We start from the raw sequence: 13,593 nt of genomic DNA, 5'->3' as shown, positions 1-13,593 counted from the left end.
CCGCCGCGTCGGTTCCGTGTACCTGACCGTTCCCCACGGCGATTCTAGTTGCCGCGGGATTCCGGCCCCCGCGGCGATTCCCATTCCTGCCGGGCCTGCCGATCCCTGCGGGCCTTCCTCGGAGCGCTCCGCACCCCAGTGGGCGCCTCCCTCCGGATGGAAGGCGCCCACCGTGGCGAGGGGGCGACGGGACGAACCGGACCGCCTGGCGGGCCGTCCGGGTCAAGGTTTCGTCCGCGCCCGGGCTCTTCTGGTCGTGCTTGCAGGGGTCGTACTGTCGATGGCCTTGCTCACGAGGTTCCGGCGACCGCCTCCTGTTCTCTTTCGGGGATGTGCTCGGGGCCGGGAAGGCTCTGCCGCGGCCGGGAGCGCCGCGGGGACATGCCGAGCCCGGCCGCCGCGGCGGCGACCATGAAGGCACCGACGACGAGCCAGGCGTGCACGTAGCCGGTGTGGGCGTCGTCGTAGCCGCGCGGTGCGCCGAGCACCGCGACGGCCAGGCTCACGCCGAGGACGCTGCCGACCTGGCGGCTCATGTTGACGACGGCGCTGCCGGTCGCGAACCGGCCGTCCGGCAGGTCGGCCGCGGAGGCCGAGAGGATGGTGGGCAGCGCCAGGCCGACGCCCGTGCCGCCGATGAGCCAGCCGGGCAGCAGCTCGGACGCGTACGCCGGGGTCTGCCCGAGACCCGTCGCGATGAGCGCGACGCTGAGCGCGCACATCAGGCACCCGGCGGCGGTGATCCGGCCGACGGGGACGCCGCGGGCGGCCAGCTTCCCGGCGATCAGCGCCATCGGCGGGACCATCAGCGGGCCGGGCGCGACGCCGAGGCCCGTGCGGATCGCCGAGTAGTGCCAGATCTGCTGCATCCACAGCACGCCGAGGAGGAGGTTCGCCGCGAAGGCCACGGTGAAGAGCAGGATGGCCGCGTTCGACCAGAAGAAGGTGCGCACCGCCAGCAGGGACGGCTCGATCACCGGCGACGGGTGGCGCACCGAGCGGGCCCAGAAGCCGCCGAGGACGACCACGGCGGCGGCCACGGCGAGCAGGACGCGCTGCGCGGGCCAGTCGTTGATCTTCACCAGGGCGAGCGCCAGCAGCGCGATGCCCGCCGTCAGCACCGCCGCCCCCGGCAGGTCGGGGACGCGCGCCGCGGCGCCCTCGCGGGAGTCGGGGACGCAGCGCAGCGCGAGCAGCACCGCGAGCAGGCCGATCGGGACGTTGACCTCGAACACCCAGCGCCACGACGCGTCCACGAGGACGCCGCCGAGCGCCGGGCCGGCCGCGGCGGCGAGCGCGGAGGAGGCCGACCAGATCCGCACCGCGCCGGCCCGCCGCCCGGGCGGGAACACCGCCAGCAGCAGGCCGAGGCTGGTGGGGATGAGCGCCGCCGCGCCCACGGCCTGCAGGACGCGGAACGCGACCAGCCACCACAGGGAGGGGGCCGCGGCGCACGCCTGCGAGGCGAGCGTGAACACCACGAGGCCGGCCAGCAGGCCGGACTTGCGGCCGTAGCGGTCGGCGAGGCGGCCGAGCGGGACGAGCAGCGCCGCGAACACGATCGCGTAGCCGTTCAGCACCCAGGACAGGTCGGCGAGCGACTCCCCGCGGAAGTCGCGGCCGATGTCGTCGAAGGCCACGTTGACGATGAACAGGTCGAGGCCCGCCATGAAGGAGGCGACGCAGAGCACGGCGAGCGCCGGCCCGGAGCGAACCTGACTTTGTTGCACCATAGTCAGGGAGGCTAGCGAGGAGGCTGACTTTGGTCAATAGAAGTCAGGTGGATTCGCTGCGTATACTCGGTACGTGACGATCACACTCGAGGGGCACTTCGCCGACCGGTCGGCCTGGTCGATGCAGAACTGCCCGGTGGCCAGGACGCTCTCGGCGCTCGGTCCCCCGTCGGCGGTCCTGGTGCTCAGCGAGGCGTACTTCGGGACGAACCGCTTCGGGGACTTCGTCCGCAATCTCGGCATGACCGAATCCGCGGTCACGGCCCGCCTGCGCCATCTGGTGAAGGCCGGGCTGCTGAGCAGGGAGCCCTACCAGGAGCCGGGCCAGCGCACCCGCTACGAGTACCACCTGACCAAGATGGGACTCGACCTCGCGCCGACGCTCGTCGGGCTCATGGAGTGGGGCGAGACCTACCTCCCGCACGAGGAGGGCCGCCAGGTCATGCTCACCCACGCCGGCTGCGACGAGCCGGTCGCGTCACAGGTCCGCTGCGCGTCCGGCCACGACGTCCCGGTCGGCGAGATCATCATGCGCCCGCCCCGCGAGCCCGAGCCGTGGTCCCCGGAGCCCGGGGAAGCGGACGTCCAGGATGGCGGGGATCACGCCTGACCCCGGACGCCCGCCCCCAGCACCGGGCGACGCGTCCTGCGCCCGGTTGCTCCTCACTCTTCCACAGGGGACCGCGCGCGGGGGACGGCTTCCCACAGGCGCAGTCCCGGCGCTGTCCGCGCCCCCGGCGGGCGGTCCGTGGCGTGGCCCGGCCCGGGTCCGGGCACGGGTGCGCCGCTGGCGAGCCGCAGCGCGTGCTCGACCACCGCGACCAGCACGTCCTTCGCCGACGTCTCCTGCCGGGCGTCGCAGAGCAGGACGGGCACGTGCTGGTCGATGTCCAGCGCCGTCCGGACCTCCGGCGGCTCGTAGCGGTCGGCGCCCTCGAAGCAGTTGACGGCGACGACGAACGGCGTCCCCTTCTCCTCGAAGTAGTCGATGGACGCGAAGCTCGCCGTGAGCCGCCGCGTGTCGGCGAGCACCACCGCGCCGAGCGCGCCGCGCGACAGCTCGTTCCACATGAACCAGAAACGCTCCTGGCCCGGCGTCCCGAACAGGTAGATCGCGACGCCGTCGCGCAGGGTGATGCGGCCGAAGTCCATGGCCACGGTGGTGGTGGACTTGGCGGCCACGCCGTCGAGGTCGTCCACGGCGGCGCCCGCGTCGGTGAGGGCCTCCTCGGTGCGCAGCGGGCGGATCTCGCTGACCGCGCCGACGAGGGTCGTCTTGCCGACCCCGAACCCCCCGGCGATGAGGATCTTGAGCGCGACACGGGGGCCGTCGTAGCGGTCGTCCGTCCCGTCGCCGGGAGGGCCGTCGGGCGGGGGGTCAGAGCGCGCGGAGTTCATCGAGCACCCTCCTGAGCAGGTTCTGGTCGGTATGGGGCTGGACGGACGGCTCCGCCCACCGCTGGACGCGCACGAGACCGGAGTCCAGCAGGTCGCCCGCGAGCACGCGGACGACGCCGAGCGGGAGGTCGAGTTCGGAGCCGAGGTCGGCGATGGTGTGCGGGCGGCGGCACAGCGCGAGCAGGCGGCGCTGCTCGCGCGACATCCGGCCGGGCTCGGGCGGCCGCCCGCCGGTCGCGACGAGGATCGCCACGATGTCCAGCGGCTCGCCGGTCGGCCGGGTCCGGCCACGGGTCACCGCGTACGGGCGGACGATGGGACCGGCGGCGTCGTCCAGCCACCGTTCCCGCCCCGGCGTCCCCGAGCCGCCCGGACCCCCGGGAACGCCGGGCACCCCGGGAACGCCGGGCACGCTAGGGACGCTGGGGTCCATCGGGGATCACCGGGATCCAGGTCCCGGTCCGCCCTGTCTCAGGCCGGTGGACAGCTGCTTGCCGACACGCTTGACCAGCATCGTCATCTCGTAGGCGACGAGGCCCGCGTTCGCGCCGACGTCGCTGAGCAGGGCCAGGCAGCTGTTGGCGCCCGCCGGGACGACGAAGAACAGTCCGCCCTCCATCTCGACGAGGGTCTGCCGGATCCCCCCGGAGTCCAGCTGCGGCCTGGCCCCGATGGCGAGGCTGTGGAACCCGGCGGCCAGCGCGGCGAGGTACTCCGCGTCCTCGCGCCCGACGCCGCGCGAGGCGCCCATGACCAGGCCGTCGCGGGACAGCACGACGACCTTGCGGACCTGCGGGACGCGGTCCACGAGGTCGTCGAGCAGCCAGCCCAGCTCGGCGGCGACACCCTGATACGTCATGTTCTTCCCTCCATACCGTCTGCCGGCCCTTCGTCCTCGCGGCCCCGGAGCCATCCCGCCTGCAGTGATGCGAACAGGTCGCGGGACGCCTCCGCCGAGCGCTCCTCCCACGCGACGAGCGCGTCGCCGGTCTCCGGCGGCGCGGGTCGCGCCGGAGTCCCGGTGTCACGCAGCTGGGGAGCGAGGCTGGCCCGCCGGACGCGGCGCGGCAGCGGTGCGCGCCCGTCCCCCGGCGGTGCGCCGAACGACACCGGCGGGTCCGGAAGCGGGGTTCCGGACACCGGGGTTTCGGACGACGGTGTTTCGGTGAACGCGCTGAAGGCGCCCGTCCCGTGCGCGGGACCGGAAGGCCCGGACAGACCGGCCGGCGGAGGCGGCCCGGGTGCCCTGGGCGGTACGGACGGCCCCGGCGGCGCCCCCGGTGGCATCACCGGCGACGGCGCGGACGGCGGCGGCATGGACGGCGGCGGCATGGACGGCGGCTGCGCAGGGGAGGGCGGCGCGGACGGCCCGTCGTACGCGACCGGCGCGTTGAGCATGGCCGTGGACGTCGGGTAGACGCCGTTCGAGCCGTTCCCCGGGACGTGGTCCACGCGGAACGGCTCCGTCGGGACCGGCCGGGCGACGGGGACGTCCCACCGGCCGCCCGAGACCGGCGCCGCCGGTGCGGCGGTCCGGGCCGCGGGCGCCGCGGCGACGGGCTCGTCGTCGGGCTGCTCCACGTCCACGATCAGCGGCGGGGGGATCAGCACGACCGCGCTGACCCCGCCGTACAGGGACGGCTGGAGCGCGACCTTGATGCCGTGCCGTCCCGCGAGCCGCGCGACGACGAACAGGCCGAGGCGGTCGGTGACGGCGAGGTCGAACTCGGGGGGCCGCGACAGCCGCAGGTTCAGCGCGTCCAGCTCGGCCTGGTCGAGCCCGATGCCGCGGTCGATGATGTCGACCGCGAACCCGTTCGCGCCCATCTCGCCGCGGACCAGCACCTCGGTCGGCGAGGGCGAGAACACCGTGGCGTTCTCGATCAGCTCGGCGAGCAGGTGGATCACGTCGGCGACCGTCTCGCCGATCACGGCGGCCTGGCCGGAGACCACGACGATCTCCACCCGGGTGTAGTCCTCGACCTCCGAGACGGCGGCGCGCAGGACGTCCTCGACGTGCACCGGCTTGCTCCAGCCCCGGCCCGGGGACGTCCCCGACAGGATGACCAGGCCCTCGGCGTGGCGGCGCATGCGGGTGGTGAGGTGGTCCAGGCGGAACAGGTCCTCCAGCGCCTTCGGGTCGGACGCGCCGCGCTCCATCTCGTCCAGCATGCGGAGCTGGCGGTGCAGCAGCGACTGGCTGCGCCACGCGACGTTGAGGAACACCCGGCTGATGCCCTGCCGCAGGTAGGACTCGCGGACGGCGGTGTCGATCGCGGTGTACTGCACCTTCGTGAACGCGTCGCCGACACGCGCGACCTCGCGGCTCTTGCCGATGACGAGCGGCGGCGCCTCCGCGTCGACGTCCACCTCCTCGCCGCGGCGCAGCCGGGCGACGACGCCGGGCAGCCGGTCCTCGGCGAGGTCGAGGGCGGCCCGCTGCAGGTCGCGCAGCTCGCGCGACAGGCTGCGGGCGGCCAGCAGTGACAGCAGGATCGACGCGACCACCGCGAGGAGCCCGAAGCCGCCCGCGAGGACGAGCCGCAGGACGATCCGCTCGCCGATGGGCTTGGCGAGCTCGTTCAGCGCAAGGCTCGCCTGGGTGACCTTCTGCTCCCACGCCTGCGACAACAGTGTGGTGTTCGCCGCCCAGTCACCGGCCTCGGCGGGCAGCCGGTCGCCGCGGGAGTTCACGATCGCCGACTCCGCCGCGCGGTAGCGCTGGAAGCCGTCGGACGCGGCGAGCTGCCGGAGCGGCGCGCGGATGTCCGCGCCGAGGTCTGCGAGCCCGGAGTCGAACTCCTGCCGGCCGTTGGCCGCCCACTGGACGAACGCGGTGTGCTCGGCGGGGGTCAGCCGCCCGTTCTTCGCCATCGCCGCGGTGACCAGGGCGTCCTCGCGGAGCATGTAGGCGCGCGCGTTGCCGATGGCGATGAGCGCGCGGCCCTGCTCGAAGATGGCCAGGTCGTTGACCGCCACGAGGCCGGTGAAGACGCGGATGACGTCGTCGAGGACGGTGCTGTAGGAGTCGATGACCTCCAGCGTCGGGACGCGCCCCGAGTCGACCTTCGCGCGCAGGCCGCGGAGGCCGTCGAGCGACCTGACGGCCTCGCCCAGCCGCTGCTTGGTCTCGGGCTTCGCGGCGTCCATCGCGTCCGCGGACAGCGCCGACTGCCGGAATTTCGCCTGGACGGCGCTGACCCGCGCCCGCTGGGCGCCGAGCTTCTGCCGGTCCTGGGGCGTGCGGGTGCTCAGCGCGACGACGCTGAGCGAGCGTTCCTGCTGGAGCTGCCCGACCAGGTAGATCCCCGGCAGGCCCATCTTTTCGTAGGTGGTGGAGAAGTCGTACTTGTCCTGCGCCGCGCCGAGCGTGATGTTCGCGGCGAACGCCCACAGGGCGATCAGCGACACCAGCGGGACGAGCAGCAGCGCCGTGATGCGCAGCCGGATGGGGCGCCTGCGCCGGCGCCCCTCCGCCGGGCGGCTCGCAGCCATCAGCTCACGTCCCCGGCTCGGGATGGAACACGGCCGACGGCCGTGTCCCGTCCAGCGCGGCCCGGGCGACGAGGTCGCGGAGCCGCTCGGTGATCATTTCGACGGCCTCCGCGTGCCCGCGCGCCGCCTTCTCCCGTGTGGTGTAGCGCCCGATATCGGCGTGCATCGCCAGATCGGACACGATCGTCTGCCATAGCAAAGGTCTCCCATTCGCCGCGAATCCCAGGTCGGTCACGGTGAACCAGGTCGAGACGACCACGACGACCCCGCCGACGCGGATGACGTCCTGCGCGAGCAGCCGCCCCCGTACGTCCAGGAGGAGCCGCTGCGCCTCGTCCGGCGTGACGCGTTCACCGTCCGACCGGTACCAGTCCACGGACATCGCACATCCCATCGCCGCCGGTCCGCGCCGTTTCCGGGTCGGCGCGCCGGCAGGTAGACGCGGGCATGCCGGTGTTACGCGCGTGGCCTCCCGCCGCCCGCGTGACCGGCGGGACACAGCGCCGCGGCGCTCAGTGCGAGGGCCGCTCGTCGCGCGGCCAGGCGCGCAGCTCGCACCAGACGGACTTCCCGGAGGCGGTGTGGTCGGTGCCGTGCCGCTCGGCGATGACCGCGACGAGGAACCAGCCCCGTCCCGTCTCCTCCATCAGGTCGATCTGCCGGGCCCGCGGGACCGCCGGGCTCGTGTCGTGGACCTCGATGCGCAGCCGCGACCCCGCCCGCAGGAGGCGCAGGCGCAGCGGCGCGCCCGGGATCGTGGCGTGCTGGACGGCGTTGGTGACGAGCTCCGAGACCAGGACCTCCGCGTCGTCGCGGACGTGCCCGATGCCGGAGGCGGTGGTGACGGCGCGGCTGAAGCCCCGCGCCCGGGGGACCGAGTCGTGCACCGCGGGCAGGCTCAGCTCGCCCAGCGGAACCGGGGTGCGGGCCACCGCGGCGGGCGGTGCGACCGCCGTGACGGTGCCGGCGTGCTCCGGCGTTTCGGCTTGTGCCTCGTTAGGCAACTCGATGGTGTGGTGTTCGCCCGACATATGGAACGCCTCCTTGACTAAGGCGTAGTGGCCCGGCTGGGGGCCACGCGGGGGTAGGTGTCGCCGCCGGCGCCGTTCGGGCGAGCGCAGGGGCGATGTGCGGGAGGACGCGGCCGGACGGCCCGCGGGCGGGTGTCATGCCGGTTCGCCTCCCTCGGCGTTGGCACCCGCCCTGGCGCGCAGCAGCCGGGCGGTGCTGGTGAACCACTCGTGGTTCTCCTGCTCGAACCGGCGGCCCCGCAGGCAGGTCAGGTACGGGCCGATGGGTGCGGCGCTCCGCAGGAAGGACTCCTCGTCGAGGTCGCCGCGCAGGTGTCGCAGGGTGTGCTCGAAAAGCTCGATCTTGGCCGCGGACGCCAGGGCCCGCTCCTCCAGTTGCGCGATCACCGCGTCCGCCGAGATGTGGTCCACGGCCTGCACCATGACGAGCAGGTTCTCGCGGATGATCCCGGGTTTGGCCGGGGTGGCGGCGAAACGTTCCAGTTCGTCGACACCGGCCGGCGTGACGGTGTACACGCGTTTGTTGGGGCGGTCGTGCTGGATGATCTGCCGTCCGCTGATCAGGCCCTCGGTCTCCAACCTCGACAGCTCCGAATAGAGCTGCTGCGGTACGGCATGCCAGAAGTTGGAGACCGACAAATCAAAGATCTTGGCGAGCTGGTAGCCGCTGTACTCACCGTCGAGCAGCGCCGCCAGCACCGCGTGACGAAGTGCCATCGGCCGTTCTCCCCGCCTTGACTCAGGGTTGCGGACGACGTTAGCAGACAAAGAGCTGAATAGTCATGCTTTTGACTATGATCCGATTTTCTGCCCTTTTTCGGACAGTCTTTCGGTCATTCTTCCGGCGCCGAATCGACGTCGGCCCTCTCGGCGCCGCCGGTGCCGGTGGCCTCCGCCGCGGTGTCGCGGAGGGCGGCGACCCCGCTCTCGACGTGGCCCGCCAGCTCGGTGATCCGCCCGTCCAGAAAGTCCTGGCGGGTGTGGCGGCGCTGCGTCTTGCCGCTGGTCGTCCGCCGCACCGATCCCCGCCCGCAGAGGACGACGCTCAACGCGGGCAGCTCGAACGTCCGCGCGACGCGCGCCTTGATGAGCATCGCCAGCTCGTCCAGGGCCGTCCCCCTGGCCAGCCGCGTGCTGACCTCCTGCACGAGGACGACGTGCTCGGTCCCGGCGTCGACGGCGAACGCCGCGGCGGCGCCCGCGGCCGGGTGGACCGCGCGCGCGGCCTCCTCGATGTCCTGCGCGTGGATGTTGCGGCCGTTGACGATGATCAGGTCCTTGATGCGCCCGGCGATGAACAGCTCGCCGTCGCAGGTGAAGCCGAGGTCCCCCGTCCGCAGGAACGGCCCGTCCCCGTCGGCGGTGAAGGCCCCGAAGGTCTCCCGGGTCTCGTCGGCCTTCTTCCAGTACCCGGCGGCGACGCTGCCGCCGCGCACCCAGATCTCCCCGACGCCCTCGTCCTCGACCGGCACGCCGCCCGCGGGATCGACGACCCGCACGTCGAGCGTGACGGGCCGGCCGCAGCCGACGAGCCGCCGCGCCGCGCCGCCCGGCGCGAGGACGGCCTTCTCCTGCGCCAGGGCCTCCGCGTCGAAGCCGCGGATCACCGGGCCGGTCCCGAGCGGGGCGGCGGTGATGAGGAGCGTCGTCTCCGCCATGCCGTAGCACGGCATCCACATCTCGGGGCGGAACCCGACCGGCGCGAACCGCTCGTTCCAGCTTTCCAGCGTCGCGGCGCGGACGGGCTCGGCGCCGTTCTTGACGGTCCGCAGCGACGTCAGGTCGAGCCCGTCGAGCTGCTCGTCCTTGACGCGGCGCAGCACCAGGTCGTATCCGAAGTTCGGCGAGAGGGTGATCGTGCCCCGGTGCCGGGTGATCATCTCCAGCCAGAGCGCGGGCCGTTTGATGAACGTGATCGGCGAGGTGAAGACGTACCGGCAGCCCAGGTAGAGCGGTTCCAGGAACTGCCCGACGAGCCCCATGTCGTGGTAGTGCGGGACCCAGCCGACGCCGACCGTCTCCCCCGAGCCCCCGATCCGGCGCTTGATCTCCTCGCCGTTGTGGAGCAGGTTCCCGTGGGAGACCATCACCCCCTTGGGCTCGCCGGTGGAGCCGGAGGTGTACTGGAGGAACGCGAGGGTGTCGGGGCCCATCTCCGGCGCGGTCCAGGCGTCCGGGTCGCCGGACTCCGTCTCGGTGTCGAGGCAGCGGACCCGGCCGTCCAGCCCGTCCTCGGCCAGCCATTCCTCAAGCGCGGGCCTGTGGGCGGTGTCGGTGAGGATCCAGGTGATGTCGGCGTCGTCGATGATCCGCCGGGTGCGCCCGAACCGCTCGGCGTCCAGCGCCGGGAGCGGGGCGGGGACGGCGATGGCCCGCGCGTACAGGCAGCCGTAGAACCCGGTCAGGAACTCCAGCCCCTCCGGATATAACAGCAGGACCGCGCGGTCGCGTAACCCCCGCCCCTCCAGGAGGCGGGCCAGCCCGCGGGCACGCCTGTCCATCTCGGCGAACCCGAGCGTCTCCTCCCGGTACCCGCGTCCCCACACGGGCCCGGCCACCGCGCCCGCGGCGGGGCCGGTGCGCGCCCGCTGCTCACGGACGAAGGTGAAGCCCCGCTCGTCCCCGTGAAGGAGGACGTTCCGGCGGGCGGCCGACACGAAGTCGGCGGGCCGGTCGGCGCGAAGGCCCCGGGGAGGGCCTGCCTGGGACGGCATCGCCGGTCACTCCGCCTTGCGCAGGAGCGGACGGCCGCGCTCGGCCATGGACAGGAGCGAGAACCAGCGGCGCTCGTCGAACCCGAGGAACATGGCGTCCTCCAGAGTGGGCAGAAACCCCTCGGACAGGACGGTGTCGGGCTGGACGCGTTGCAGAAGCCGCTGCAAGCAGAGGACGAGCCACTCCCCGCCCGCGAAGGGCCCGCCGAACTCCTGCCGATTGTGCACCCACGTTAGCATGCAGGAGACCATCGCATGCAGCTCGCAGTAGCGGCGTGCGCGGCCGAGGGCGGCCACCGACGTGGTGTCCCCGGCGGCGGCGCGGATCCCCTCGTCCAGCGTGGTGCGCATGCCGCCGATCCCGGCCAGCAGGTCCTTCAGCTCGGCCGCGACGCCCGGGGCGGCGTGGGTGTTGGCCGCGGTGAGCACCTCGTCGGCGATGGCCTCGAACCGCTGCCCGACCTCGTCGCGCCCCTCGTTGGTGAGCTGGAGCAGCCGTCCGTCGGGCGCCCACGCGGGCGGCGTGCGCGTCCAGGAGAACAGGTCGGCGAGCAGCTCCGCCTCGTCGCCGGTCTCCTCCGGCGGCGAGACGAGGAAGGGGAGCTGTCCCGCGACGTTGGCGAGGTTGACGTGCGTGGTGCCCTCGAAGATGCTCGCGATGGCGTGGTCGCGCTGGAGCTTCTGGAACACCCCGTGGGCGACGCCCTCGCGCAGGTAGCCGCGGGCGGCGAGGACCGTCCCGATGCTGGCGACGACCTCCTCCCCGAGGACGGGGACGAAGTACTTCACGATCGACGACCACAGGCTCAGCCGGCCGGGCGCGATCGTCAGCGCCCGCGCGACGGGCAGCGCGACGCACTCGGCGATCAGCAGGTCGAGGTGCGCCTTGACGAGATGGTCGCGGATGACCGGGATGTTGTAGATCCCGGAGCCGTAGAGGGTGCGCTGCCGCGCGTACTCGATCCCGATGCGGACGACCGCGTCCATGGTCCCGACGGACAGGGCGGCGATGGCCGTCCGCGTGATCTGGAGGGTCTTGAGGGTCTGGACGAGCCCGGAGCCCTTCCTTCCGATGACGCAGCTCGCCGGCAGCCGCGCGTCGGAGAACGCGACGCCGCTGAGGTCGTGGCCGCGCAGCCCCACCGTGCGGACGGGCGGCAGCACCGACCAGCACTCGGGGGCCAGCTCGCGCTTGTCGACCAGGAGGAGGGAGAAGTCGCGCGTCCCGGTCCGGGCGTAGGTGGTGACGAACCGGCCCTTGGTCGCGTTGCCGACCGGCCATTTCGTCCCGTTGAGGACCAGCCCGTCGCCCTCCTGCTCGGCGCGCGACTCCGAGGCCATGACGTCGCTGCCGTGGTCGGCCTCCGAGACGCCGAAGCAGGCGAGGTCGCCGCGCAGCACGCCGTCGGCGACGGTCCGGCGCTGCGCGTCGTCGCCCCACAGCCAGACGGGGTTCACCGCCAGCAGCCCCGACCCGTACATGACGGCGACGGTGACGCTGCGCCGCGAGATGCCGCGGGTGACGAGGAACAGCTCCTCCAGCGTGGTCAGGCGCCCGCCGAGGCCGCTCGGCACCAGGTAGGCGGGGAACCCCCAGGCGCGGACGGCGTCGACCGCGCCGGGCGGGATCTCGTCGCGCTCCTCGGCCTCGACGATGGCCTTGTAGGAGAAGGGCCCGGCCTCGTCGTCCATCGGATCGCCGAGATAGGCGTCCAGGTCGGCGGCGATCCGGTGCGCAGGGGACAGCACTGCGCGTGCGGGGACCTTTCTGTCCATGTCTTCCTTCGACTCCCTGTGGATGTGGTGTCGGACGGCCGGCCGGGCCGGGAGAGGGGGCCGGGCGGGGCGGCGACCTGGCCGGCATGGGCCGCCCCGCTCAGGGGGGCGTGCCCGGTTCCTCCATCCGCCGTCCCACCGCGCGGGCGAGCGTCATCGCCGCGGGCAGCGGGCGGACCATGACCGTCAGCCCGGTGACGAGTCCCTCCTCGCCGAACCGGACGAGATCGAGTCCCTGGAGGGACTTGCCCATGACGCGGGCGCTGAAGACCAGCGCCTGGGAGGGCGGGTCCCCGCGGCTGACGAGGTCGTCGGTGTAGCGGAAGTCCTCGAACACCTCCAGCAGGACCCGCAGCAGCGCGGTGACGGCGTCGCGTCCGTGGTAGGGCTTCACCATCACCGGGCTGTGGAACTCGATGTCGGGGTCCAGGGTCCGCGTGATCGCGGCGAGGTCCTTGGACTCCACCGCATGTCGGAACGTTCCGGGAATCGTCACCTGTGCTGCTCCCCTTGCCTTCCTCTTCGGACGCCCCTCCTGCCGGGCGTCTCTCCTGCAGGACGCGCTCTTCTCTCTGGCACAGGTCCCTCCGGCGCGGTCCGTGGTCAGGGCACCGTCCGGGCGGGGAGCGCCCGCGCCAGGTCCTCGGCCCAGGCGCGGTACCCGGCGGGCGACGGGTGGAAGCCGTCGGAGGCGAACAGCCGGCGGTCGCGCGCCATCGCCTCGTCCATCGGCACGTGGACGGCGCCGGCGGACCGCGCGGCGGCGCCCGCGAGCCGGTCCATGGCGCGCGCCCGCGCCCCGAGGACCAGACGCAGCGGCCGCGGGACGGCGGGGAACCGGTGCACCGGCGGCATGCCCGCCACCAGCACCGTCGCGCGCCCGTACCGGTCGCGCAGCGCGGCGACGAGCGCCGTCATGTCGTCGGCCCATTTCCGCAGCGGGCGCCCGCGGACCAGGTCGTTGACGCCGACGGCGACGACCACGAGGTCCGTCGCGCCGCCTGCCCCGCCCGTCCCCGCGGCACCTCCGGCCGGGTCGTGCTCCGGGGGCGGGCCGCCGCGCGCGGGGATGAGGTCGGTGATGACCGTGCGGACGGTCGCGCCGTTCCGCCCGGCGACCGACCAGGCCACGCTCCGGCGGAGCCGGTCCCGCAGCGCCTCGGCGAGGAAGCCGGGGAGCGCCTGCGCGTGCAGGGACGCGCCCACGCCCGCGGCCGTGGACTCGCCGATCACGACGAGCCGGAACTCCGGCTCCGCGCCGCCCGCGACGCCCGCGCCGTCCGCGACGCCCTGCTCGTCGCCCGCCGCCGGATCGAGACGGGGGGTGCGGCGCACGGTCCACCACGCCTGGGCGAGGAGGACCGGCGCGAGCGCCACCAGCGCCACCGGCCGCGCGACGCGGTCGACGGCGATCGGGACGAATGGTCTGTTCATTCTTGTCCTCAG

12 protein-coding genes and 1 pseudogene are annotated in these 13,593 nt (G+C 73.5%); 1 reads left to right on the top strand and 12 read right to left on the bottom strand.

Translation table 11 applies throughout. From position 1 onward, the window contains the following. Positions 1 to 290: 290 nt before the first annotated feature. Entirely contained in the window at positions 291 to 1,733 is a 1,443-nt protein-coding gene (locus AGRA3207_RS28245; RefSeq protein WP_231330046.1) for an MFS transporter, read from the bottom strand. Positions 1,734 to 1,806: 73 nt separating this feature from the next. On the opposite strand from AGRA3207_RS28245, the gene AGRA3207_RS28240 reads away from it, so the two are divergent. Then, on the top strand, positions 1,807 to 2,343 hold the full coding sequence (locus tag AGRA3207_RS28240; protein WP_231330045.1) for a winged helix-turn-helix transcriptional regulator: 537 nt from the start codon (positions 1,807 to 1,809) through the stop codon (positions 2,341 to 2,343). Positions 2,344 to 2,513: 170 nt separating this feature from the next. Here AGRA3207_RS28240 and AGRA3207_RS28235 read toward each other — a convergent pair. From AGRA3207_RS28235 to AGRA3207_RS28185, 11 genes and pseudogenes are all read right to left on the bottom strand, one after another. Then, a pseudogene (locus tag AGRA3207_RS28235) lies at positions 2,514 to 3,131 on the bottom strand (GTP-binding protein); the annotation flags it as partial. Next, positions 3,112 to 3,543, bottom strand: a complete 432-nt coding sequence (locus AGRA3207_RS28230) for a DUF742 domain-containing protein (RefSeq protein WP_231330043.1) — start codon at positions 3,541 to 3,543, stop codon at positions 3,112 to 3,114. The pseudogene AGRA3207_RS28235 and the gene AGRA3207_RS28230, both read right to left, overlap by 20 nt. Positions 3,544 to 3,570: 27 nt before the next feature. Next, positions 3,571 to 3,990, bottom strand: coding sequence for a roadblock/LC7 domain-containing protein (locus tag AGRA3207_RS28225; RefSeq protein ID WP_231330042.1), 420 nt, complete (start codon positions 3,988 to 3,990; stop codon positions 3,571 to 3,573). After that, positions 3,987 to 6,626, bottom strand: coding sequence for a sensor histidine kinase (locus AGRA3207_RS28220; RefSeq protein WP_231330041.1), 2,640 nt, complete (start codon positions 6,624 to 6,626; stop codon positions 3,987 to 3,989). Before AGRA3207_RS28220 ends, AGRA3207_RS28225 begins: the two co-directional genes overlap by 4 nt. A 4-nt stretch (positions 6,627 to 6,630) precedes the next feature. Next, a complete protein-coding gene (locus tag AGRA3207_RS28215; protein WP_231330040.1) occupies positions 6,631 to 7,008 on the bottom strand; it encodes a hypothetical protein in 378 nt (125 codons plus the stop codon). 130 nt (positions 7,009 to 7,138) lie between these two features. Further along, entirely contained in the window at positions 7,139 to 7,657 is a 519-nt protein-coding gene (locus AGRA3207_RS28210; protein WP_231330039.1) for an ATP-binding protein, read from the bottom strand. A gap of 135 nt (positions 7,658 to 7,792) precedes the next feature. After that, a complete protein-coding gene (locus AGRA3207_RS28205) occupies positions 7,793 to 8,374 on the bottom strand; it encodes a PadR family transcriptional regulator (protein WP_231330037.1) in 582 nt (193 codons plus the stop codon). 116 nt (positions 8,375 to 8,490) lie between these two features. Then, the gene (locus AGRA3207_RS28200; protein WP_231330035.1) at positions 8,491 to 10,371 is read right to left on the bottom strand and encodes a fatty acyl-AMP ligase; all 1,881 of its coding nucleotides are present in this window, start codon (positions 10,369 to 10,371) and stop codon (positions 8,491 to 8,493) included. Positions 10,372 to 10,377: 6 nt separating this feature from the next. Further along, entirely contained in the window at positions 10,378 to 12,147 is a 1,770-nt protein-coding gene (locus AGRA3207_RS28195) for an acyl-CoA dehydrogenase family protein (protein WP_231330033.1), read from the bottom strand. 100 nt (positions 12,148 to 12,247) lie between these two features. Continuing rightward, positions 12,248 to 12,643: a nuclear transport factor 2 family protein gene (locus AGRA3207_RS28190; protein WP_231330031.1), complete on the bottom strand. Its 396-nt coding sequence runs from the start codon at positions 12,641 to 12,643 to the stop codon at positions 12,248 to 12,250. Positions 12,644 to 12,750: 107 nt separating this feature from the next. Beyond that, complete coding sequence (locus tag AGRA3207_RS28185; RefSeq protein ID WP_231330029.1) at positions 12,751 to 13,581, bottom strand: SGNH/GDSL hydrolase family protein; 831 nt, start codon at positions 13,579 to 13,581, stop codon at positions 12,751 to 12,753. Between the last annotated feature and the right edge of the window lie 12 nt (positions 13,582 to 13,593).

It is taken from the genome of Actinomadura graeca (genome assembly GCF_019175365.1).
Lineage (GTDB): Bacteria > Actinomycetota > Actinomycetes > Streptosporangiales > Streptosporangiaceae > Spirillospora > Spirillospora graeca.
Note: the sequence above shows the minus strand (reverse complement) of the source record. Positions and strands in the feature narration are given on the sequence as shown.